17 protein-coding genes are annotated in these 23,344 nt (G+C 43.0%); 13 read left to right on the forward strand and 4 right to left on the reverse strand.

Annotated features, from left to right (window positions below):
- The first annotated feature begins 229 nt into the window (after positions 1-229).
- The 3 genes from IM507_RS10785 to IM507_RS10795 are packed head-to-tail and all read left to right on the forward strand — an operon-like array spanning position 230 to position 2,572.
- On the forward strand, positions 230-823 hold the full coding sequence (locus tag IM507_RS10785) for an alpha/beta hydrolase (protein WP_353847179.1): 594 nt from the start codon (positions 230-232) through the stop codon (positions 821-823).
- Complete coding sequence (locus IM507_RS10790; RefSeq protein ID WP_287636982.1) at positions 820-2,172, forward strand: 16S rRNA (cytosine(967)-C(5))-methyltransferase; 1,353 nt, start codon at positions 820-822, stop codon at positions 2,170-2,172. Before IM507_RS10785 ends, IM507_RS10790 begins: the two co-directional genes overlap by 4 nt.
- Entirely contained in the window at positions 2,162-2,572 is a 411-nt protein-coding gene (locus IM507_RS10795) for a tellurite resistance TerB family protein (RefSeq protein WP_190537247.1), read from the forward strand. The genes IM507_RS10790 and IM507_RS10795 overlap by 11 nt, the downstream gene beginning before the upstream one ends.
- 68 nt (positions 2,573-2,640) lie before the next feature.
- On the opposite strand, the gene IM507_RS10800 is transcribed toward IM507_RS10795, so the two are convergent.
- A complete protein-coding gene (locus IM507_RS10800) occupies positions 2,641-4,275 on the reverse strand; it encodes an alpha-D-glucose phosphate-specific phosphoglucomutase (protein WP_069475270.1) in 1,635 nt (544 codons plus the stop codon).
- Between the two features lie 317 nt (positions 4,276-4,592).
- On the reverse strand, positions 4,593-7,562 hold the full coding sequence (gene pruA, locus IM507_RS10805; RefSeq protein WP_287636983.1) for an L-glutamate gamma-semialdehyde dehydrogenase: 2,970 nt from the start codon (positions 7,560-7,562) through the stop codon (positions 4,593-4,595).
- Positions 7,563-8,006: 444 nt separating this feature from the next.
- Between pruA and IM507_RS10810 the strand changes: the two genes are divergently transcribed.
- Entirely contained in the window at positions 8,007-9,191 is a 1,185-nt protein-coding gene (locus IM507_RS10810) for an NAD(P)H-quinone oxidoreductase subunit H (RefSeq protein WP_002754423.1), read from the forward strand.
- Positions 9,192-9,308: 117 nt separating this feature from the next.
- On the opposite strand, the gene IM507_RS10815 is transcribed toward IM507_RS10810, so the two are convergent.
- On the reverse strand, positions 9,309-9,497 hold the full coding sequence (locus tag IM507_RS10815; protein WP_287636984.1) for a hypothetical protein: 189 nt from the start codon (positions 9,495-9,497) through the stop codon (positions 9,309-9,311).
- Between the two features lie 126 nt (positions 9,498-9,623).
- Between IM507_RS10815 and IM507_RS10820 the strand changes: the two genes are divergently transcribed.
- The 8 genes from IM507_RS10820 to IM507_RS10855 all read left to right on the forward strand — a co-directional run bounded on the left by IM507_RS10820 (position 9,624) and on the right by IM507_RS10855 (position 19,634).
- Positions 9,624-10,976: a hypothetical protein gene (locus IM507_RS10820; protein WP_287636986.1), complete on the forward strand. Its 1,353-nt coding sequence runs from the start codon at positions 9,624-9,626 to the stop codon at positions 10,974-10,976.
- Positions 10,958-11,953 carry an AAA family ATPase gene (locus IM507_RS10825; protein WP_002737534.1) on the forward strand — a complete coding sequence of 332 codons (996 nt, stop codon included), beginning with the start codon at positions 10,958-10,960 and terminating at the stop codon, positions 11,951-11,953. Before IM507_RS10820 ends, IM507_RS10825 begins: the two co-directional genes overlap by 19 nt.
- An 8-nt stretch (positions 11,954-11,961) precedes the next feature.
- Positions 11,962-14,679, forward strand: coding sequence for a formylglycine-generating enzyme family protein (locus IM507_RS10830; RefSeq protein WP_287636987.1), 2,718 nt, complete (start codon positions 11,962-11,964; stop codon positions 14,677-14,679).
- A gap of 268 nt (positions 14,680-14,947) precedes the next feature.
- Positions 14,948-15,313 carry a hypothetical protein gene (locus tag IM507_RS10835; protein WP_287636988.1) on the forward strand — a complete coding sequence of 122 codons (366 nt, stop codon included), beginning with the start codon at positions 14,948-14,950 and terminating at the stop codon, positions 15,311-15,313.
- A 79-nt stretch (positions 15,314-15,392) separates the two neighbouring features.
- Positions 15,393-17,741, forward strand: coding sequence for an HD family phosphohydrolase (locus IM507_RS10840; protein ID WP_123230438.1), 2,349 nt, complete (start codon positions 15,393-15,395; stop codon positions 17,739-17,741).
- Positions 17,738-18,205, forward strand: coding sequence for a DUF29 domain-containing protein (locus tag IM507_RS10845; protein ID WP_123230439.1), 468 nt, complete (start codon positions 17,738-17,740; stop codon positions 18,203-18,205). The genes IM507_RS10840 and IM507_RS10845 overlap by 4 nt, the downstream gene beginning before the upstream one ends.
- Before the next feature lie 38 nt (positions 18,206-18,243).
- On the forward strand, positions 18,244-18,891 hold the full coding sequence (locus IM507_RS10850) for a Uma2 family endonuclease (RefSeq protein WP_123230440.1): 648 nt from the start codon (positions 18,244-18,246) through the stop codon (positions 18,889-18,891).
- 101 nt (positions 18,892-18,992) lie between these two features.
- Entirely contained in the window at positions 18,993-19,634 is a 642-nt protein-coding gene (locus IM507_RS10855) for a Uma2 family endonuclease (protein WP_123230441.1), read from the forward strand.
- A 35-nt stretch (positions 19,635-19,669) separates the two neighbouring features.
- Here IM507_RS10855 and IM507_RS10860 read toward each other — a convergent pair whose 3' ends face one another.
- Positions 19,670-20,242, reverse strand: coding sequence for a Uma2 family endonuclease (locus tag IM507_RS10860; protein WP_123230463.1), 573 nt, complete (start codon positions 20,240-20,242; stop codon positions 19,670-19,672).
- Positions 20,243-20,451: 209 nt separating this feature from the next.
- On the opposite strand from IM507_RS10860, the gene ileS reads away from it, so the two are divergent.
- Positions 20,452-23,310, forward strand: a complete 2,859-nt coding sequence (ileS, locus tag IM507_RS10865; protein WP_287636991.1) for an isoleucine--tRNA ligase — start codon at positions 20,452-20,454, stop codon at positions 23,308-23,310.
- The last annotated feature ends 34 nt before the right edge of the window (positions 23,311-23,344 follow it).

Raw genomic sequence — 23,344 nt, forward strand, 5'->3', positions numbered from 1 at the left:
TGTGTCTTTGTGGTTCGCTCCACTCCCTCGCTAGGAGTAATGTATCTTAGAATACATTTTACCCACCAAACCTAAGAGAGCCATGAGGCAAGGAGCAAGGTTTTCTTTTCACTGATTACTGTTGACTGAAAAGACTCCCCCACAGCCATCTTACTCCGGGGAAAATCGCTATAGAATAGATAAAAAAGAGAATTGCGAGGAAAAAACTCTGTCTTTTAACCCGATTGTCATTCCCCCTTCCCCGGAAAATCCCGCTCGCTATCTAGTGATCATGCTGCACGGTTGGGGTGCAGATGCCATGGATCTGGCCCCCCTTGCATCGATGTTGGATCTGGCTGATTGTCAATTTTTGTTTCCTAATGCTCCCTTGGATCATCCCCAAGTGCCGGGGGGACGCGCCTGGTATGCGTTAGAAACCTCCGATTATCAAGGTTTAGCCGCTAGTCGTCAACAGTTGCACGATTGGATTATTTCCCTAGAAGCAACTACCGGCATTCCCCTAGAGCGGACTTTTTTGACCGGTTTTTCCCAAGGGGGAGCGATGACCCTGGATGTGGGTTTATCCTTACCCTTGGCGGGATTGGGTTCCCTGAGTGGTTATCTGCACGGTGAACCCCATCCCCAGGGTCCACAAAATGTCTTAATTGTTCATGGTAAGCAGGATCCCGTCGTTCCTATCGCTGCCGCTCGTCAAGCCAGGGATTTACTGCTTGGTTTGGGGGTTAACGTCGAATATCACGAGTTAAATATGGGCCACGAAATCCCGATTCCGGCGCTGACTATATTACGCCAATTCCTCCGCAATCGTCTGGAAACTGCATGAATAATGCTCGTCAGCTGGCTTTGCTGATTTTACGCGATATCGATCGCTCCTCCGCCTATCCCGATCGCGCTCTTGATCGCCATTTGTCCGCTAGTTCCTTAAATTGTCTTGACAAAGCCTTGACAACGGAGATTGTTTATGGTACAATGCGCCGACAAAGAACTTTGGATGCGCTGCTCGATCGCCTGGGGAAAAAAACCGCAGCCCAGCAACCCCCAGATTTACGGCGAATTCTCCATATTGGTCTTTATCAACTGCGCTATCTCTCCCAGATTCCCCCATCAGCGGCGGTGAATACGGCGGTAGAATTAACTAAAATCAGTCATTTAGGCAAATTAGCGGCGGTGGTTAACGGAATGCTGCGGCAATATCTCCGTTTAACTGCTAATGGCGACGATCCTTTACTTTTACCGGAAAATACCGCTTCTAGATTGGGTATTCTCCACAGTTTCCCCGATTGGTTGGTGCAATTGTGGTTAGATCGCTTTAGTGTTACGGAAACGGAACAACTGTGTCAATGGTTTAATCGCTCTCCTGACCTCGATATTCGGATTAATCCCCTGAAAACTAGCCGAGAAGCCCTAGAAAATGAGTTAGAATCAGCCAATATAACTTTTCATCATCTTAAATTACCTCTAGCTTGCCGTTTAACCTCTGGTTTAGGCAATATTGAGCGTTTAGAGGGATTTCGAGCCGGAAATTACACCCTACAGGATATTAGCGCCCAATTAGTCACTTATCTACTCGATCCCCAGCCCGGAGAGACAATTATCGACGCTTGTGCGGCACCGGGGGGAAAAACCACTCATATTGCCGAATTAATGGGCGATCAGGGTAGAATATTAGCCTGTGATCAAACGCCATCCCGTTTAAGACAGTTAGAAGCCAATATTAAAAGATTAGACTTAAAAGCGATCGAAATACATCTAGGGGATAGTCGCGATCGTCCCCAGTGGTGTGGCATCGCTGATCGTGTACTAATCGATGCTCCCTGTTCAGGATTGGGAACCCTGCACAAGCGTCCTGATATACGTTGGCGACAAACACCGGAAAATTTACCTGTACTAGCCAAACGACAGGGGGAACTTTTAGCCTCGGCTGCCACTTGGGTAAAACCGAAGGGAATCTTAGTTTATGCCACTTGTACTTTAAATCCGTTAGAAAATGAAAGAGTGATCGAGCAGTTTTTAGCCGCTCATCCCGATTGGAAAATGGCCACTCCTGACTCTAATTCATGCGTCTCAGAATACTATACAGAAACGGGAGCGATCGAAGTGTTACCCCATCGACATAATCAAGACGGTTTTTTTATGGCTAAGTTAGTCAAGGAAGTGTGGGATGAAAAATAAACAATTACTGAAAATTCTCATCGGTGTTGCTTGGATTGATGGTGTCATTCAACCATCAGAAAGAAATTATTTACGACAGGTAGCTGTGAGGGAAAAACTTGATGATGATCCGGAGATAAAACCACTATTATCGGAACTAAAACCAGTTAAAACCAGTGAATGTTATCGATGGTTAGAGTCCTATTTAGGCGATAATCCTAGTCCAGAAATCTATCAAGATCTACTAACATCGATTAGCACTTTAATCTATAGCGATGACGACGTGGACGTACAGGAAGCGAAATTATTAACCAAAGTGCAGAGTTTTGATCCGACTCACGATAGCCATCGATCGATTTTAGATAAATTAGTGACGGGAATTCAGAAATTGTACCACAGGGCAATTAATGAAAGTAATTAAGGAGTAGCTATCAGTGATGAGCAGGTCAAAAAATTCCCCGATAAAAACTGATAGCCGCTCCCTAGATTTTAGGTAATAACTGTGGGTTGTTCCCGTCCAGTAGATTGACGAATTTGACCGATTTCTTCAGCTAAATCAATTAACGGCTGTAGGGCCTTTTGGGTGTCGATATCGTGTTTACTTGCGTCCGGTTCATAACTTTCTAGATAAACCCGGAGAGTTGCTCCTTTAGTTCCCGTACCGGATAGACGATAAATAATCCGAGAACCATCGGTAAAACCAATGCGAATACCTTGATTTTTACTCACACTACCATCCACGGGATCCGTATAGCTAAAATCATCGGCATATTCCACTTCATAGTTACCAAATTGTTTACCCTTAAGGTCTAAAACCAGCTTCTGGAGACGTGCCATCATCTCTTTTGCCGGTTCTAAGGCGACTTCTTCATAATCATGACGAGAATAGAAATTACGACCAAATTCTTGCCAATGACTGCGAACAATTTCCTCTACAGATTCCCCTTTAACTGCCAAAATATTTAACCAGAAAAGAACCGCCCATAAACCATCTTTTTCGCGAATATGATTGGAACCCGTGCCGAAACTTTCCTCACCGCAAAGGGTTGCTTTCCCCGCATCTAACAAATTACCGAAGAATTTCCAACCGGTGGGAGTTTCATAACAGTCAATTCCCAGTTTAGCCGCTACGCGATCGGCCGCCGCACTGGTGGGCATCGATCGCGCCACTCCCGTGATACCATTTTGATAGCCCGGTACTAGATGAGCATTGGCTGTTAGTACCGCTAAACTATCACTAGGGGTAACAAAAAAATTCTGACCGAGGATCATATTGCGATCGCCATCTCCATCGGAAGCAGCCCCAAAATCGGGAGCCTCTTGACCGAAGAGAATTTCTACCAGATCATGGGCATAGACTAGGTTAGGGTCGGGATGACCCCCACCAAAGTCCTCTAAGGGAATACCATTTAATACTGTACCCTTGGGCGCGCCTAAACGCTGTTCAAATAGAGCATAAGCGTAGGGACCGGTTACCGCATGGAGAGAATCCATGCACATTTTAAACTTACCAGAAGTGAGTAGGGTCTGAATGCGATCGAAATCAAAAATCTTTTCCATCATTTTGACGTAGGGAGTGACCGCATCGATCACTTCCACATCCATAGTTCCCAGTTTAAAGGAACCGGGGCGATCAAGATTAATATCGGCCCCTGAGAGGATTTTATAACTGCTAATCACCTTAGTCTCGGCATAAATTGCATCGGTGATATTTTCCGGGGCCGGTCCGCCGTTAGTAATATTGTACTTAATGCCAAAATCCCCCTCCGGACCGCCGGGGTTATGACTAGCGGAGAGAACAATACCGCCAAAAGCGTTATTTTCGCGAATTAACCCAGAAATAGCGGGAGTGGAGACAATACCATCGGTTCCCACGAGGATTCTACCGATACCGTTAGCGGCAGCGATTTTCAGGATAGTTTGAATAGCTTGACGGTTATAATAACGACCATCTCCACCGACGACTAAGGTTTGACCCTCGATACCGTCTAAAGTATTGAAGATAGCTTGAATAAAATTTTCCAGATAATGGGGTTGTTGAAAAACGGGAACGGATTTTCGCAATCCAGAAGTCCCCGGTTTCTGGTCACTAAAGGGTTTTGTGGCAACAGTTTCAATCGTCATAGTCTTTTCTTGATAGGCCGACGCAATTGTAAACTTAAGTATATAGCAGTAGGTTGACAGCCAAGAAATCGGGTAAGAAAGACAACGGTTCTATTGGGTTTGGTGAGTGAGTGGAAGGAACCACTCCAGACACAAAGGACACAGAGATCGATCGCTCCTATATAATTTAAACTGGTCGCAACGCGCTCGCTACGCGAGATCACACAAAGAATAAGAGAGCTAATCTAAGGATAGGGGGTTAAGATGGGTCTTAGCCGATAAATGAACCAGATTTGGGGGTATAAACCCCCAATAATAACCAATTTTAGCTATATCGCTTAATCGGCCCCTTCAATCGGTGCAAATCCCTGACGTTGAATATTCTCGCTGATGTGACGAGGTTCGAGGAATTGCAAGAGATAATCGGGACCCCCTGCTTTGGAACCTACCCCCGACATCTTGAAACCCCCGAAGGGTTGACGGGAGACAATCGCACCGGTGATTCCCCGGTTAATATAGAGGTTTCCCACTTCAAATTCCTGCATAGCTCGGTTAATATGGGCAGGAGTGCGAGAATATAAGCCACCGGTTAGAGCATAGTCGGTTCCGTTAGCTACAGCTAAAGCTTCCTCAAAATTGCTCACTTTGATAATTGCCACCACCGGACCAAAAATTTCCTCCATCGCTATTACCGCATCAGGGGGAACATTCTTAAAGACGGTGGGACTGACGAAATAACCTACCTCTGGAATCGGCATCTCTAGAGCCAATTCTGCCTCTTTTTTACCAGTTTCGATGTATTCCCGAATTCTTGCTTGAGCTTTCTCGTCGATAACCGGTCCTACTTCCGTACTCGGTAAATCCGTCGGCCCGATATTGAGGGACTTGGTAGCCTCGACAAAGCGATCAACAAAGCTATCATAGACGCTTTCCAGAACGATTATCCGCGAACAGGCCGAACATTTCTGGCCGGTGTAGCCAAAAGCGGACTTAACCGCACCGACAACGGCCTGATCTAAATCGGCACTCTCATCGACAATTAGGGCATTTTTGCCGCCCATTTCGGCGATAACTCGTTTTAGGTGTTTTTGACCCTTTTGCACGATAGAGGCATCTGTATAGATGCGACAGCCCACTTCTCGTGAACCGGTGAAGGCGATTAGGTGAACATCGGGATGGCTAACTAAATGCGCCCCCACCTGGGAACCTTTACCCGGGATATATTGGAAGACTCCGGCAGGAATACCCGCTTCTAGGAGAATCTCGGCAAATTTCGCCGTAATCACCGAGGAAGTCTCGGCAGGTTTCAATAGCGTGCAGTTACCAGCTACTAAAGCCGCTACTGTCATCCCCACCGCAATGGCTAGGGGGAAATTCCAGGGGGAAATCACTAAAGCAATACCCCGGGGTTGGTAGGAATAACGATTATTCTCGCCTGCTACGTCGAAATTATGCCCTAAATCCAGTCTTTCCATCTCGGAGGCGTAATAACGGCAAAAATCGATCGCTTCTGACACTTCCGGATCCGCCTGTTGGATAACTTTGCCCACTTCCAAACAAATCCAGGCCGATAACTCGTGTCGTCGCGCTTCCATCAAATCTGCCGCTTTTCGCAGTATTTCGGCTCTTTTTGCCACTGGAGTGCGTTTCCAAGCGGGAAAAGCCTGTTTAGCCGCTATGATCGCTTTTTCTGCCTGTTCTACCTCAATTAAGCCCACTTTTCCCACTATTTCCTGCGGGTTACAGGGATTAACGGAATTAATTTGAACATTGGTGGCGACGTATTCGCCGTTAATTAGGGGTAAATAGGTCTTACCGAGGGAATTTTTGACAAAAGTAAGGGCTTGACTCGCTTTATTTCGTAATTGCTCGTTAGCATAATCTGTATCGGGGGCATTAGGAAAACCGGGGATAATCGGGTTATCCTGGCCTAAAACCCGGGGGGCTGCGATTAAATCTTCCACGGGACGATCCTCCAAATTTTGCCGCAGGAAGGAACTATTAGCGGTATTTTCTAATAAACGGCGGATTAGGTAGGCCATACCGGGTAAGAGTTGTCCGTAGGGGGAATAAACCCGCACCCGATGACCCCGCTTCACTAACGCTTTGGCTAATTGGTCGCCCATGCCGTACAATACCTGCATTTCAAAGCGACGACGGGGAATTTCTAAACTTTCTGCGATCGCACAGGCCAAGGCTTGCGATCGCACGTTATGACTACCGATGGCGGCGTATAAATATTGATGATTTTCCAATAATAACCGCGTCATCCGTTCATAATTGGCATCGGTGGCCGATTTTTCGTTATATACCGGCTGTGGCCAATGATTTTGCCGAGATTTAATCGTTTCCTGATCCCAGTAAGCACCTTTGACTAGCCGGACAGTAAGGGGATAACCGCGCTTTTTGGCCCAATTAATTAAATCTTGTAAATCTTGGGCAGAATCTCTTAAATATGCCTGTAGGGTGATGCCAATATCGGTACGACTGCGAAATTCTTCTTCTAGGAGTAATTCTTTCAGGATAGCCAGGGTGAGGTTTTTATAAACGTACTGTTCCATATCAAAATGGACTGCCACCCCTAACTCCTGAGCGCGTCGCAACAGTAGGCGAATGCGATCGCAAACTTTCTCCTTACTGCCAATCGGATCTATGGGATCAAACTGAGAATAAAAGGCAGTTAGCTTGACAGAAACCTGCACTTGTGGTAATAAGTCGCCGTCCGCTTCATCAATTTGGCTAACTTTATTCCATTTGGTTGCTTCTTGAGCCAAATGGGTCATTAAATCCAGATAACTTTGTAGATAAACTTGGGTTTCCGCTTCAGTAATTACCGCTTCACCGAGGAGATCTATGGTAAAAGCCATTTTTTCCTTCCGCAGACGGGTGACAGTGCGAGTAATTTGCCCTAGGTCTTCCCCGGCGATATACTTACGAGCTAAGGTTTCTACGGATTTACTGATCAGACTGGCGGCCGTTTGAGCGGGTAGGGAGTTAGGATCACTAAAGTTGAGGATACTTTTCAGCGCACTGGGCAGTTCTACGGAAGCATCACCGAGGTATTGTTGGAGATGATTAGCGATCTCGGCATTACTGCGTAAAGCGGGTAAACAATCAATAAAACGGAATAATTGTACTCGTAAATTGGGGTTAGACATGGCCCAATCGAGTAATTTATCATCCCAACGCATTTGATCCTGTAAAGCAGACCAAAGACCTTTTTTTTCCCGAGTTTCGGCTAAAAGTTGTCTAGCGATCTCTTGGGTTTTAGTTTCGTAGTTTTGAGTTGAGTCGATTTGGATAACCACGGTGATTCAAGTAAAAAAAATTATCAACGGGATTCAGCTTTCAGCAAGCTACCGTCAGCCTTCAGCCTAAAATTCAGTTTTTGAGCTTTTTCAGCTGATTGCCGCTCTTAATGGCTCTTTTCTCTGGTTTATATTCTTACCGAAGGACTAATCAAAGCTAATAGCTGATCGCTTTTGCTGAACACTCTATTGTACTCGATCGAGCGGGGAAGTGGGGGTGTGGGGTGTGGGGTGTAGGGTGTGGGGTGTGGGGTGTGGGGGTGTGGGGTGTGGGGTGTGGGGAAGTGGGGAAGTGGGGAGAATAAATAAAAATAATCTCCTGACTACTGACTACTGATTACTGATTACTGATCACTGATTACTGATACCCGATAGTCCTTGTGTATTGTCGAAGCGTTTACTTATAATAACTTTAAAAAGATTTTCGGGATCATCGGTAGCCCTATGGCAAAAATTGAAACGAGAACAGAACCCATGGTTTTAAACATGGGACCCCATCACCCTTCGATGCACGGAGTTTTGCGCTTAATCGTCACCCTTGACGGGGAAGACGTGATTGACTGTGAACCCGTGATCGGTTATCTTCATCGGGGCATGGAAAAAATTGCCGAAAATCGCACCAATGTCATGTACGTTCCCTACGTTAGTCGTTGGGATTACGCCGCAGGGATGTTTAATGAGGCGATTACGGTCAATGCTCCCGAAAAATTAGCCGATATCGCCGTTCCCAAACGAGCGCAATATATCCGGGTGATTATGTTGGAACTCAACCGCATCGCTAACCATTTACTCTGGTTAGGCCCCTTTATGGCGGATGTAGGCGCACAAACTCCCTTTTTCTACATTTTCCGGGAACGGGAGATGATTTATGACCTCTGGGAAGCTGCCACGGGAATGCGGTTAATTAATAATAATTATTTCCGTATTGGTGGCGTGGCGGTAGATTTACCCTACGGATGGGTGGATAAGTGCGAGGATTTCTGTGACTATTTTGACCCCAAAGTGGACGAATACGAGAAATTAATCACTAATAACCCGATTTTCCGCCGTCGTATTGAAGGGATAGGCTGCATTACCAGAGACGAAGCGATTAACTGGGGTTTATCCGGTCCGATGTTGCGCGCTTCTGGGGTGAAATGGGATTTAAGAAAAGTTGACCATTACGAGTGTTACGACGATTTTGACTGGGAAGTGCATTGGGAAACCGCCGGCGATTGTTTTGCTCGTTATCTGGTGCGGATTCGGGAAATGCGCGAATCGGTGAAAATTATCCGGCAAGCACTGAAAGGTTTACCCGGTGGTCCCTACGAAAATCTGGAAGCAAAACGGATGGCAGAAGGGAAAAAATCAGCTTGGAATGATTTTGACTATCAGTATATCGCCAAAAAAGTCGCCCCCACTTTTAAGATTCCTAAAGGTGAACATTATGTGCGCTTGGAAAGTGGTAAAGGGGAATTAGGTATCTTTATCGTCGGTAATGATGATGTTTTCCCTTGGCGTTGGAAAATTCGGGCCGCCGATTTTAATAATCTTCAAATTCTGCCCCATATCCTCAAAGGGGTAAAAGTCGCCGATATTATGGCGATTTTAGGCAGTATTGATATTATTATGGGGTCAGTTGATCGCTAAATCTCCTTCAGGGTGGGTTATCTTATTAACTCACCCTCGTTTTGGTCTAGTCTCATGAAAAAAGCACATCGGCCTTTATTTCAGGTAATGTGCTTCAATCCCTAGTATTTATCTTCCTTAGTGGGTGTGAGTCTTTTTCCCCGCTTCCAATTGAACCTCAGTAATAGGGGGAAGAATCTTGCTTTCGGGAATCTTTAACTCCCCCACCTGAACACCCAAACTAGCCAAGGCAGTTAAAGTGGTGATGATGCGGCAAATCACGTCAATGTCCGCTTTATGTTTTTGCCAGAAATTTTCCTTTTTCATAGATTTTGCTCCTGTCGCCTTAGGGCTTGTTTTTTGAGGACAAGTTGATTAAAATGCTTTCAGCAAATGCTGGCAAAAGGGGATCAAAAAGTGGATCAGATCGTAGGTTGACGTTTGACGAGATTTATGTTAAGGTCTGGCGAAATCAGATTATCGGATGAAGATGTAGAAACCCTTCGTAAGGCTAAAGATGCTTATAAGGGAACCTATTCTTGTGCTTCGGAGAAAACAGAGAAAATATTAATAGAAGCAAGTCGATGGTTACTTGAGGCATTTCTCGAAGAATACCGTAGTCAAACAAAAACTTCCAGTTATACCATTCCATTAAATGTCTTGAAAGCTTGGATGACAGAATCTCAGCCAAAATCTAGAGCAACTAAAGAGGTTTTAAAACCAAAGGGTAAGAAATTGTACTTACAAAATGAATCGGATTTTAAAAGATTTGAAAATGAGAAGAAAAGCGAGTACAGAATTGAAGATATTAATGATAATTCAATTCATTTAACCTTAGAAGATATTAATGGTTTATTAGATTCGTCTATTTTAAAGGTAATTGGCATATCTGGAGATAGTTTGCGGTTTTGTACTGAAAAAAAATATGGACTAGGAAAAAAAGGGCGAACCTCTAAACAGTCTTATATTGTTCAAGCTTATTGCGAAGTATTAGGCCTAGATTTTGAAAGCTTACAATGTTGTCAACTTCATCATCAAAACCCAAAAGATCAACGAACAAATAATGGGAAGATTTATGATATTTTAACAGAATTTAATTACACTAATCTAGTAAAATTTACCAGTTCAATAGCTGCTAAACCTTTACGAGAAGGCAGTATTTATATTCCCCCTTGTCCTCATACATATCGTTTTTGGTGTTTACATCGTTTACACAAACAACTCTTTATCACTAATAATTTGCCCGTTAAACATATTGTTTTTAAATTTCAAGGAGATGGTCAGGAAGAATGGGATAGCTATAGTCTTCATGAACATTTTTTAAATAATTCTGGAGGAATTAAAAATTTAAAGACTAATAATTTTTGTTTGATTTTTGAAGGAATTGATTGTGCAGACTTTTCCCGTTTAAAAGACATTGATTCATTTTGGCAAAACTTAATTACCAACGCTCGTAAAATACAAAATAGTCCCATTCCGGGCTTTTTATTAATGATTTGGTTAGATTATGGAAAAAGTAATGATTGGAGAGATAAGGACAAATTATCAGAATTAAGTCCTATTCACCGCTTACAGATTGACTCTTGCTTTGAAAAACGGTCTTTTCAGGAAATTATTCCTACTTTTGCTCAACAACTTCAGTTAGGTTGTGACTTACAGGATGAAACCACAGAATTATTTAAATCTACCTTGCAGGAATTATGGCAAAATAGCAATGAAGGCAACATAGAAGACACACTGAAAGCTTTTTATCAACAATTTCAAGTAAAATTATCGGACGCAAAGAAATGGCTAAACTATCCTTAACTTACACGGGAGAAATTCAACCTAAATCGGATCTTTATTATGAACCGATTCAACAGAAAATTTATCCCTATGACGCAGGTGATGAGTTAATAGAAGTTGTTAACTTGGCTATTGAATTGGGAATGCCTTTGTTACTAGAAGGTGAGCCGGGATGTGGCAAAAGTCGTCTAGCTCATGCCTTAGTTCATGAATTTAATAATGGTCAGCAAAGTGGTCCTATAAAATATTATGAGTGGATAGTTCAATCTACAAGTAAAGCGGAAGATAGTCTCTATCAATATGATTATATTGGCCGTTTACAAGCTGCTCAAATTAGCGGAATTTTAAGCCAAAAAGAAATAGAAGAATCTTCTTCTGAGCAAAAAAATCCAGCTACTTCAAAGCAAAAAAATCCAGCTACTTCAAAAGATTGGGTTGATTTACAACCCTTGGGTAAAGCATTTAAACAAAGTAAAGATAAGCAAGAACAATCGGTAGTATTAATTGATGAAATAGATAAAGCAGATCGAGATTTTCCTAATGATTTACTTTTAGCCATTGAATCTCGTCGTTTTTTCATTAAAGAAACAGGAGAATTAATTCAAGCAAATGATCAAGCTTTTCCTCTGATTATCATTACCAGTAATCAAGAAAAAAACTTACCCAATGCTTTTCTGAGACGTTGCATTTATCACTATATTGAGCTACCCAACCAAGAAAGATTAAGAAAAATATTAACCGAACGGTTTACCGACGCTGAACAAGAGGTTATCATCAAAGCAGTGGACCGTTTTCAGGAAGTGAGAACATCACAAGACGAGACTAAATCTGAAGGAGAAAAAAAAGTTAGCACCAGTGAATTAATAGCCTGGTTTAAATCGTTGCTCAAGTACAAACCTGAAGAAATTATCGCCAAATTAAACGAGGACAAATTACCCCACGCTAGTGTTTTACTAAAAAGCCGTACCGATTTACAAGATTATGGAACAAGAGGTTAAAAAAGCCAATGAAATCCCCCCTACTTGACCTATTTTATCACCTCAGAGACGAAGAAGGATTTCTGCTGTCTATTGAACAATATTATCGGGTGGAAAATTACCTAATTCAAAAACTCGCCAATGATTCTGATATTGCTATTCAAGAAAATCCCAACTTAGAGAATCCTAAAATTAAACTTCTTTGTCAAGCTTTATGGGTTAAATCCCCGAAAGAAAAAGAAAAGTTTGATCAGGCCTGGACAGAGATGCTACAATTCCAACCAGAAATAAATATAGAAATAGCCAAAAAAACACCTATTCGCCATCCAGAAGAATCGATTAGCAAAATCATAAACCCGATGGATGATAGGGAATCTCCCTCATTAGAAATTACTCCTTCTGGGGATACACAAATAGCACCGGAGACTTCATTTCCACAAATTGCCACAGCTATTGAAAAGCGAAAAAAAATCACCTCCTTAGATAATCCTGATTATTATCCTATTGGCATCGCTAAGTTACAAGAAAGTTGGCAGCAACTGCGTCCATTACCCCTAGAAAGTCCTCGACAAACTTGGGATCTAAAAGCTACGGTGATGGCAACGGCTAAACGAGGTTTTTTTGATCAAATAATTTACCAAAAGAAACAACTTTATCGCCGAGAAATTATTATTTTTATTGATTGTTCTGACTCGATGATTCCCTTTGCAGGATTTGGTCGAATAATGAAGCAAACTTGGGCAAATGTTCCCCATTTTTACTTTGATAATCTGATTAGAGACGAGGTTTTACGACAAGAAAACGGTTGGGAAAGTCAATCTTTAACCAAAGTTCTCTCTAACTATTCTCCGGAAGTAACCAGTTGTCTAATTCTTAGTGATGCGGGTGCCGCTAGAAAACGTTATGTAGAAGAGCGCTTGAGTGCAACAGAAACCCTTATCCGACGATTTAGCCGAAGATTTAGCCGAGTCGCATGGTTAAACCCTTTACCCTATTATCGATGGTATGGGACAACTGCGATCGATATTGCTGATTTAGCTGAAGATATACCCAATTTTTCCATGTTTGAACTAACCACAGAGGACTGGGAAAACTTGATAACATGGCTAAAAGAAGAAGCTATCCCACCCCGTCATTTATTTAATCCTAATCAGTTTCAACAAGGGGATAATTGGGATGAGGATGAAGATTTTTTTAGCGCAGAAAGCCGTTTAAGATTATTTGAAAAAGAAAACGAACTAAACACCATAGAACTAGCGAAAAGAGCGGCATTTCCCCTTAGTTTATCCCCTAATTTACTTTATTATCTGCGTCAACATCAAGATAAAAATAATCAAGCTCCCTGGTATGCGATCGCTGATATTTTACTCTCCAGTTTAGTCCGCAAAATAGATCGAGAACTTTATGAAATGTCTCCCGATGTTCGTAAACTACTATTAGAAAAATTAACCCCAGAGGAACTCAAATCTCTGGCCTATCAGTTACAAACCTATATTCAGGAACAAATCGGTGATTATTGCTCACAATCGGTTTATTGGCAAAATCAACAATGGTTAGCTCTTGCCTACCTAAAACCCAGTCAAGCAGTCAATGAAATCAAACAGGTACTAGCAGAAGCTATCAAAAATAATAACCGAGTGCGTCTTGTGAGATTGACAGCTTTATTAAAAAATCTATCGGCTGCTTTAGCCGATTATGAACCCTTGTTATTGCTTAATAAACCGATTGCCGCCTATTCTAGAGGGGATTTAAACACCGTTGGCAATGTCCTTCAACTTTTCCCAGAAGACGAAGGAACCCTACAAAAACGTTTAATAGACAAAGTAGCCGCTATTGTTCCCTACAATGAAAACCTTTTTACCGCAGAAACGGTATTGGTTAATAAAACAGGCCAAGTTATCGAGAGAAAACCTGTTAAAGCCTATTTTTACGATGAAAAGCTTGCAGAAGTTGGCAACCGGAAAAAAGCTCAAAACTATATCCGCATGATGTATATTCCCCAAGGAGAATTCTGGATGGGAACGGAAGATGAGGAAATCGAAAGACTGGTTAAAAAATTTGATTCGAAAGTATTTACAAGGGAAAGACCACAACACCTAGTCAAAGTCCCCGCTTTCTACATGAGTCAAACCCCGATTACCCAAGCTCAGTGGAGAGCGATTGCCGCAACTGCTAAAATAGACATCGACCTAGAGACAAACCCCTCTAGCTTCATAGGGGATGAGCTACCCGTAGAAAGAGTCAACTGGTATCAAGCAACAGAATTCTGTAAACGACTATCAAGGGAAACAAAACGGGAATACCGACTTCCCAGTGAGGCAGAATGGGAATACGCCTGTAGAGCGGGGACAAAAACACCCTTTCATTTTGGGGAAACCATTACCGGGGAATTGGCTAACTACAATGCTGGCTATACCTACGCAGGGGAAGCGAAGGGAGAATATCGACAACAAACGACTCCCGTGGGACAGTTTCCCCCAAACGCTTTTGGACTGTACGATATGCACGGCAATGTCTGGGAATGGTGCGCCGATACTTGGCACGATAATTATGACGGTGCGCCGACGGATGGCAGTGCTTGGATAGAAAATGGGAATGATAATCGTTCTCCGTTGCGGGGCGTTTCTTGGTACTACTATCCGTATTACTGCCGTTCTGCTTTCCGCGACAACAACGCCCGCCGCGTCTACTACCACTACTTCGGCTACGGTTTTCGGGTGGTGTGCGGTGCTGGGAGGACCCTGTAACCCTTTTTCTCTTTTTTTCCCTTTTTTTTCCCTTATTCCCTTTTCCGGAATTTTTTTGGGAAAGTTATAGAACAAGTGTATTAGTTTGGGAGTTAGGGACTTGCGTGGGAATAATATCCCAATCGATCGGAGGGCGCAAGCTTTGCGCCCCTACAGTAACGGATTTTGTCCACAATGTAGGGGCGAACTGCGTTCGCCCACCGGCAATAATCGGCCCACCGACAATAATAATCGTCCCACCGGCCGGTCGATTTTGTAGGGGCGAACTGTGGTCAGTGAGTTTATCGAACTGCGTTCGCCCACCGGCAATAATCGTCCCACCGGCAATTATCGGCCCACCCGTTTTTGGGGAATTTGGGGGGAATTTGGGTTATTTGGGCGCACGCGATGCGCCCCTACGGGTTTTTGGGGGAATTTGGGAATTTGGGCGCACGCGATGCGCCCCTACGGGTTTTGGGGGGGTTGGGCGCACGCGATGCGCCCCTACGGGTTTTGGGGGAATTTGGGTTATTTGGGCGCACGCGATGCGCCCCTACGGGTTTTGGACGCAGCGGAAGGCGAAAAACCCCCGCATCAAGTTAATCTAGATACCTTTCGAGAAAAAATTTTTTTGTACAGGGAGTCCTTAAAATAGAAGAGGGAAACCAAAACCAAGTTGCTGGTATTTTTCCTCTGGGCATGGTGGCGCAGTTTATAGAATTTAGCTGGAATTTATGAATCATTTTCTGCATTCTTTCACTGTTTTTCCTGATTCTGCCCGAAAATCTCGCTCTTACTCCCTCGGTAAACTGCGACGACCCTTAATCTTCCTGTTTACCGTCGGTTGTCTGACTAGCGTGGTCGGTTATCGTTTCTATAATCAGCCGAAATTGGCCGTCGGGACTATTTCCCCGGTTACGATTATCGCCCCCGAAGATGCCCGTTTTCAAGACCAAGAAACCACCGCCCTCAAACGCCAAAAAATTCGGGCTGGACTGCTTCCCCGGCTGAAAAGAGACCCCCAAACCACCGACCAGATCGAGCGATCGCTGCGAGACACTTTAGAGCAATTAAGTCAAATTCGCCCAATTCTGCGAAGAAATTCCATTTTAATGGGCAGGACTATTTCCAACGCCACAATGGAAACGCTGCTCACCTTTTCTGCCCCTCAATGGTCAACTCTACAAAGCCGCCTCAACTATGAAGAATCTTTTACAAACCTCTTGACAAAAGAGCAGGAATATGCTGTTAGCGAAATTCAAGCCTATCGTCAGCGCGTGACGAAGGGAAGCTTTGAGCAATTTATCGATCGATTGGAGCAATTACGGCAAATAAAGGGGCAAACCAGCCAAAATTATCAGCATTCCAGCTTAAATAAACTCAAATACGCCGATCTGATCACAGTGGCCCAAATGGGCGATCGAGAGTGGCAAAACCTAGAAAAAGCCATCCTGCAAGCGAGTCGCCGGATTTTGGTGCAAGGCATTCCCCCGGGGATTTCCACCAGTCACCTAGAGGATACCATCGCCGTGCAGATTAGCAGCGATCGCCTAACCCGTCGCCAGCAGCTTTTAGCCGAAAATATCCTTCTAGCGGCCCTGGAGGGAGAAGCGAACCTGATAGAAGATCGGGAGGCAACCAAAGAACAAGCCGCTAAAGCGGTGGAAGCGGTAGATATGGTCATGTCTAGCGCTCAAACCGGTCAAATTATCGTTAAAGCAGGCGAAAAAATTACTCAAGCTCAGTTTGTTCTCATCGATGGCTTTGGTTTGAGCGAACGGGGCATTAACTGGATGGGTTTAGGGTCAACGGCAATCCTTGTCACCAGCGCGATCGGGACTTTTTGTCTCGTTGCTCAGCGTCTCCATCGGCCTCTGCGTCACCGGGATTTTCTTCTCTTGGGTTTACTAAGTTTTACCACACCGATCCTAGCGATCGCCAATATTCCCTTTACCAATCTGGCAGCGGTAGGTTTATTAGTCAGCAGTTTCTACGGCCCGACTCTGGCCGTCACCCAGGTCCTCTTAACTGCCGGTCTTTCCCTATTCAGCATCCAAGGTATCAGCGCCGATTTAATCGCGGGGACGATAGGGGGACTATTAGCGGCTATGATAGCGGGAAAATTGCGTTCTAGGGATGAATTATCGCTGCTAGGGATGGGAATCGGAGTCAGTCAAGGGGGTGTTTATCTGCTCACTTACCTAATCGTTAGTGCCACGGCCAGCACGATCATCTATACTCTACTACCCACGGCGCTCGTCTATGGTCTATCGGGGATAGCTTGGACGGTAATCGCCCTAGGATTATCCCCCTATTTGGAACGCTGTTTCGATGTGGTCACTCCCATTCGTCTGGTGGAGTTGTCCAATCCTAATTGTAGTTTGCTCAAACGTTTGGCCACGGAAGCACCGGGGACTTTTCAACATACCCTTTTTGTCGCCTGTTTAGCTGAAGCGGCCGCCCGAAAACTGCACTGTAATGTGGAATTAATTCGCACGGGGACTCTCTATCACGATATCGGGAAAATGCACGATCCTCTCGGTTTTATTGAAAATCAAATGGGTGGCCCGAATAAACACGATGAAATTAATGATCCCTACGTCAGCGCCGAGATTATTAAAAAGCACGTTAGTGAAGGGTTAGTCATGGCCCGCAGACACGGTTTACCGCGAGTCGTCCGCGATTTTATTCCCGAACACCAAGGTAATCTCTTAATTTCCTATTTTTATCAGCAAGCTTTGCAAAAATCCGCCCAAAATGGTCAAGAATTCGTCGATGAGGCGGCCTTTCGCTACGATGGTCCGATTCCCCAATCGCGAGAAACGGCGATCGTTATGTTAGCCGATAGTAGTGAGGCCGCTTTGCGATCGCTGAAGGAGGCCTCCCCAGAACAAGCTATGGATATGATCAAAAAGATTTTTCAGGCCCGATGGCGCGATCAACAATTAGTAGATAGTGGTATTCGTCAGGAGGAATTACCAATTATTGCCGAGGTTTTTGTGCAAGTTTGGCAACAATTCCACCATCAACGCATTGCCTACCCGAAAGCAGTTTTAGAAGTCTCCTCAGCCAAAAAAATATGAAAAAAGATACTTGGCTAAATCCGTTACAATTTCTCTACGAACAAGATGAACATCTCTGGTTGACTGAAACAATTAAACTTCTCAAGGAAAATCGTCTAGCTGAGTTGGATATTCAACATTTAATCGAGGAGTTGGAGGCTTTGAGCAAACGGGATAAAAATCGAGTTGAGAGTTTTTTAAGACAGATAATTATTCATCTTTTGTTGTGGCAATATTGGTCAAAAGAATTTGAATTAAATCATCGGCATTGGCAAGGAGAAATAGCCACTTTTAGAGTGCAGCTAAATGGATACTTAAGCACAAATTTAGAAAAATATCTCCTAGATAACCAAGAAATAATCTATCAAGATGCCGTTTTTATTGTTGGGCAAAAAACTGAAATATCTCCTCACAATTTCCCTCTAAATTGTCCCTATTCTCTTGAACAAATGCTTGATAGGCATTGGTTGCCAGAGCGAAATTAGTTAAATCCCACAGCTAAAAATCAAGGATAATTACCAAAATGCTCCTAATTACTCTCAACGAAAATACTTTATCTTTATCTCCGGGCAGTCAAGTTATTTTTCCGCATCAGACTTGGGAAGATTACGAAAGATTACTGAGTTTACGTCTCCAAAAAACCTATCCCAAACTCTATTTTAATCGCAAAACTCAAGAAATTCGGCTTATGTCTCCCTTACCAAGTCATGGCAAACGTATCAATCTTTTAAGTGATTTAGTAAAAATTATCCTTCGTCGTCAAGGCAAAGACTGGGAATGTTTTGATCCAATTACCTTGAAAATTCCGGGAGAAGCAGGAGTAGAGCCGGATACTTGTTTTTATATTGATAATAGAGAGGCAATTTTAGGCAAAGAGAGAATTGATTTAACTGTTGATCCTCCTCCCGATTTAGCTATAGAAGTGGATTTTACTTCCCTGACTGATGTAGGAGCCTATCAATTGCTGAAAATACCCGAATTGTGGGTTTATCGTCGGGAAGAATTAAAAATATATTTGTTAATAGAAGACAGTTATCAAGAAAGTGAAAATAGTCGTCTCTTTCCTGATATAAATATCAAGAAACTTTTCCCCTATTATGTAGAATTAGGCTGGAATCAAGGTTCTAGTCTTGCTTTACGTCAGTTTGAAGCTTTAGAGAATTTTAGTTAAAACACTTTTTGTATAAAAGTGAGCTTAATCCCCCCTGCCCCCCTTAATAAGGGGGGTGCCGATAGACGGGGGGATCTGACAATCCAAAAATAATTATCAAAATGCTACTAATTACTCTCAACGAAAATACTTTATCTTTATCTCCGGGCAGTCAAGTTATTTTTCCGCATCAGACTTGGGAAGATTACGAAAGATTGCTGAGTTTACGTCTCCAAAAAACCTATCCCAAACTCTATTTTAACGGCAAAACTCAAGAAATTCGGCTTATGTCTCCCTTACCAAGTCATGGCAATCGTGTTGATACATTAAGGGATTTAGTAAAAATTATCCTCCGTCGTCAAGGTAAAGACTGGCAATGTTTTGATCCGATTACCTTGAAAATTCCTGGAGAAGCGGGAGTAGAACCAGATACCTGTTTTTATATTGATAATAGACAGGCAATTTTAGGCAAAGAGAGAATTGATTTAACTGTTGATCCTCCTCCCGATTTAGCTATAGAAGTGGATTTTACTTCTCTGACTGATGTAGAGGCTTATCAATTGCTAAAAATCCCCGAATTGTGGGTTTATCGTCGGGAAGAATTAAAAATATATCTGTTCATAGAAGATAGTTGTCAGGAAAGCGAAAATAGTCGTCTCTTTCCCGATATAAATATCAAGAAACTTTTTCCCTATTATGTTGAATTAGGCTGGAATCAAGGTTCTAGTCTTGCTTTACGTCAATTTGAAGCTTTAGAGAATTAGAGACCTAAAAGTGCGATGTCAAAAAATAATTGTAATTATATCAAACCGGGGACTTTCCGATAGATAGAAGCGATCGATCCCCGGAATCCTACACTGGTAAATTCTACCTCATCTCCCGCTTCATAGATCTGTTCTTGCCAAACTCCCGAATCCTCGCGACGGTGACATTCAATTTTCATCTGGTTTTGATGAATAAGAATGTATTCTTTTAGGGTGGGACAGGTTTGATAATCGCTAAATTTATCACCCCTATCAAAGGATTCCGTAGATTTCGATAATACTTCAATAATCAGAACGGGATAGAGAATAAAATCATCGGTATTGTTAATCTCTCTCTCGTCACAAACCACCGTAATATCGGGATAATAATAACAATTTGCCTCCTCTAACCGGACTTTGATATCGGAAGTGAGAACAAGACAGGGACTATCATCGAGATGGATACTCAATAAAGTAGCTAGATTTGTATTTAAGACAATATGGGGCTTTTTTGCGCCTACCATCGCATAAATCCGTCCTTTTCGGTACTCGTGCTTGATCGGACTGACTCTTTCCCCTTCTAGATACACTTCTGGAGAGACATAAAAAAAATTAGGATTCGTCACCATCGTCCCCATGCTCCCTATCCTCGAATAACTAAATTATAGCCTTTGGGAATCATCGCTCTTGGACTCAATCTCGCTAGACTTATAGATCATTGATTGTCACTTGTAATATTTGTATTACAGTTATGTGACAGAATAGAGATAACGACTCTCAAAGAGACGTTATTTAGGAATGAATCCCGAAAACGATTGATATCCATAGGTTTGCCAGAATGTCCAACGCTAAAAGTTACAAAGATACCGTTAATTTGCCTCAAACTGACTTTGATATGCGAGCAAATGCCAGCAAACGTGAGCCAGAAATCCAGAAATTCTGGCAAGATGAGCAAATATACGAGAAATTAGCGCAAAATAACCCCAAAGAATTATTTATTCTCCACGATGGTCCACCCTACGCTAACGGGTCACTGCATATCGGTCATGCTTTAAATAAAATTCTCAAAGACATTATCAATAAATATAAACTGCTGCAAGGCTACAAAGTGCGCTATGTGCCTGGTTGGGATTGTCACGGGTTGCCGATCGAACTAAAGGTTTTACAAAGTCTCAAAAGCTCGGAAAAAGAGGGTCTAACCCCTTTGAAATTACGTCAGAAAGCCCACGATTTTGCCCTTCAAACGCAAAAAGAACAGTGTGAAGGTTTCAAAAGGTATGGAGTCTGGGGAGACTGGGAAAATCCCTATTTAACCCTACAACCTGAATACGAGGCCGCTCAAATTGCCGTATTCGGAAAAATGGCCCTAAAAGGTTATATTTATCGGGGACTAAAACCGGTTCACTGGAGTCCTAGTTCTCAAACCGCTTTAGCTGAGGCAGAATTAGAATATCCCGAAGGTCACACTTCCCGCAGTGTCTATGTTGCTTTTCCGATTACGTCAGTTTCAACCCCAGTTTTAACGCCATTTTTGCCTAATTTATCCGTGGCTATCTGGACGACTACCCCCTGGACTTTACCCGGGAATTTGGCCGTCGCATTAAACCCAGAATTAAACTATTCAGTGGTAGAAACTAGCGAGTCTAATTATCTAATCGTAGCGACGGATTTAGTCGAAAAATTGGCCGACACTTTTAACACAACTTTGACGATTAAAGCAACGGTTAAAGGTCTGGAATTAGAACATACTAAATATCGTCATCCTTTGTTTGACAGAGAAAGTGCGATTCTCATCGGTGGGGATTATGTCACCACTGATTCCGGTACCGGATTAGTTCATACGGCCCCTGGCCATGGTCAGGAGGATTATATCGTCGGTCAACGTTACGGTTTACCGATACTTTCTCCCGTGGATGATAAGGGAAATTTCACCGCAGAAGCGGGACAATTTGCGGGTTTAAATGTCCTAAAAGATGCTAATGAAGCGATAATTTTAGCACTGACAGAAAAGGGTGCCTTACTCAAAGAAGAAGCATATCAGCATAAATATCCCTACGATTGGAGAACCAAAAAACCGACAATTTTCCGCGCAACGGAACAATGGTTTGCTTCCGTGGAAGGATTCCGGGAATTAGCTTTAGAAGCAATTGATTCGGTGCGTTGGATTCCCGCAACAGGTAAGAATCGCATCACTTCTATGGTCAGTGAAAGAAGCGATTGGTGTATCTCTCGTCAGCGCAGTTGGGGGGTTCCTATTCCTGTTTTTTATGACGAAGAAACGAATGAACCTCTGTTAACGGAGGAGACGATTAATCACGTTCAAGCTATCTTTGCAGTCAAGGGTTCTAATGCTTGGTGGGAGTTATCGGTAGAGGAATTGTTACCTCCCAGTTATCGCGATAATGGTCGCAGTTATCGCAAGGGAATGGATACTATGGATGTGTGGTTTGATTCTGGTTCTAGTTGGAATGCGGTGGCTAATGCTCGACCAGAATTAAGTTATCCTGCGGATATGTATCTAGAAGGATCGGATCAGCATCGGGGATGGTTTCAATCGAGTTTATTAACCAGTGTGGCTGCTAATGGTATTGCTCCCTATAAAACGGTGTTAACTCACGGTTTTGTTTTGGATGAACAGGGACGAAAAATGAGTAAATCTCTGGGTAATGTCATCGATCCTAATGTGATCATTAATGGGGGTAAAGACCAGAAAAAAGAACCCGCTTATGGGGTGGATGTGATTCGGTTATGGGTGTCCTCGGTGGACTATACCAATGATGTGAATATCGGTCAAAATATTCTTAAACAGTTGGTAGATATCCGTAATAAAATCCGTAACACTGCCAGGTTTTTACTGGGGAGTTTAAATGATTTTGATCCCGTTAAAGATGCGGTAGCTTATGAAGATCTACCGGAGATCGATCGCTATATGTTACATCGTATCTCGGAGGTGTTTACGGAAGTTACGGCAGCTTTTGAAAGTTTCCAATTTTTCCGCTTTTTCCAGACGGTACAGAATTTTTGTGTTGTCGATTTATCTAACTTTTATATCGACATTGCTAAGGATCGTTTATACATTTCTGATCCTAATTCTTTCCGTCGTCGCAGTTGTCAAACAGTTTATGCTATTGCCTTAGAAAATCTCGCTAAAGCGATCGCTCCTGTCCTGTCTCATCTAGCGGAAGATATCTGGCAATTTCTCCCCTACAAAACTCCTTATTTATCGGTATTTGAGTCAGGATGGCTAAACATCGATCCTGCTTGGAATAATCGCGAATTGGCCGATAAATGGGCCAAATTCCGGCAGCTACGCACCGAAGTTAATAAGGTGATGGAAACTGCCAGAAATGATAAGGCGATCGGTGCTTCTTTAGAGGCAAAAGTTTTACTTTATGTTCCCGATGAAACCTTACAACAGGAGTTAGAATTATTCAACAATTGTGATAGTTTAACGGGGAATAAAGTTGATGAATTGCGTTATCTATTTCTCTCTTCCCAAGTGGAATTAGTCAGTGATATTAGCGCGATTCAAACCGCAGAATATAAAGGAGAATCGGACTTTGTTTCGGTGGGAATTGTCAAAGCAGACGGCGAAAAATGCGATCGCTGTTGGAATTATTCCACTCAAGTGGGAAAATTTGCCGATGATCCCACTATTTGCGAGCGCTGTAATGCCGCTTTAAAAGGAGAGTTCTAAGCTAAATTAAAAGGGTGCTTTATTGTCGAATAAA

The organism is Microcystis sp. M20BS1 (assembly GCF_020245305.1).
Classification (GTDB): domain Bacteria; phylum Cyanobacteriota; class Cyanobacteriia; order Cyanobacteriales; family Microcystaceae; genus Microcystis; species Microcystis ichthyoblabe_A.

Bases quoted from the DNA above. Each gene is read 5' to 3' on its own strand.
- IM507_RS10790 (WP_287636982.1), top strand. From the start codon at position 820: ATGAATAATGCTCGTCAGCTGGCTTTGCTGATTTTACGCGATATCGAT.
- IM507_RS10795 (WP_190537247.1), top strand. From the start codon at position 2,162: ATGAAAAATAAACAATTACTGAAAATTCTCATCGGTGTTGCTTGGATT.
- IM507_RS10800 (WP_069475270.1), bottom strand. From the start codon at position 4,275: ATGACGATTGAAACTGTTGCCACAAAACCCTTTAGTGACCAGAAACCG.
- IM507_RS10810 (WP_002754423.1), top strand. From the start codon at position 8,007: ATGGCAAAAATTGAAACGAGAACAGAACCCATGGTTTTAAACATGGGA.
- IM507_RS10815 (WP_287636984.1), bottom strand. From the start codon at position 9,497: ATGAAAAAGGAAAATTTCTGGCAAAAACATAAAGCGGACATTGACGTG.
- IM507_RS10820 (WP_287636986.1), top strand. From the start codon at position 9,624: ATGTTAAGGTCTGGCGAAATCAGATTATCGGATGAAGATGTAGAAACC.
- IM507_RS10825 (WP_002737534.1), top strand. From the start codon at position 10,958: ATGGCTAAACTATCCTTAACTTACACGGGAGAAATTCAACCTAAATCG.
- IM507_RS10830 (WP_287636987.1), top strand. From the start codon at position 11,962: ATGAAATCCCCCCTACTTGACCTATTTTATCACCTCAGAGACGAAGAA.
- IM507_RS10840 (WP_123230438.1), top strand. From the start codon at position 15,393: ATGAATCATTTTCTGCATTCTTTCACTGTTTTTCCTGATTCTGCCCGA.
- IM507_RS10845 (WP_123230439.1), top strand. From the start codon at position 17,738: ATGAAAAAAGATACTTGGCTAAATCCGTTACAATTTCTCTACGAACAA.
- IM507_RS10850 (WP_123230440.1), top strand. From the start codon at position 18,244: ATGCTCCTAATTACTCTCAACGAAAATACTTTATCTTTATCTCCGGGC.
- IM507_RS10855 (WP_123230441.1), top strand. From the start codon at position 18,993: ATGCTACTAATTACTCTCAACGAAAATACTTTATCTTTATCTCCGGGC.
- IM507_RS10860 (WP_123230463.1), bottom strand. From the start codon at position 20,242: ATGGTGACGAATCCTAATTTTTTTTATGTCTCTCCAGAAGTGTATCTA.
- ileS (WP_287636991.1), top strand. From the start codon at position 20,452: ATGTCCAACGCTAAAAGTTACAAAGATACCGTTAATTTGCCTCAAACT.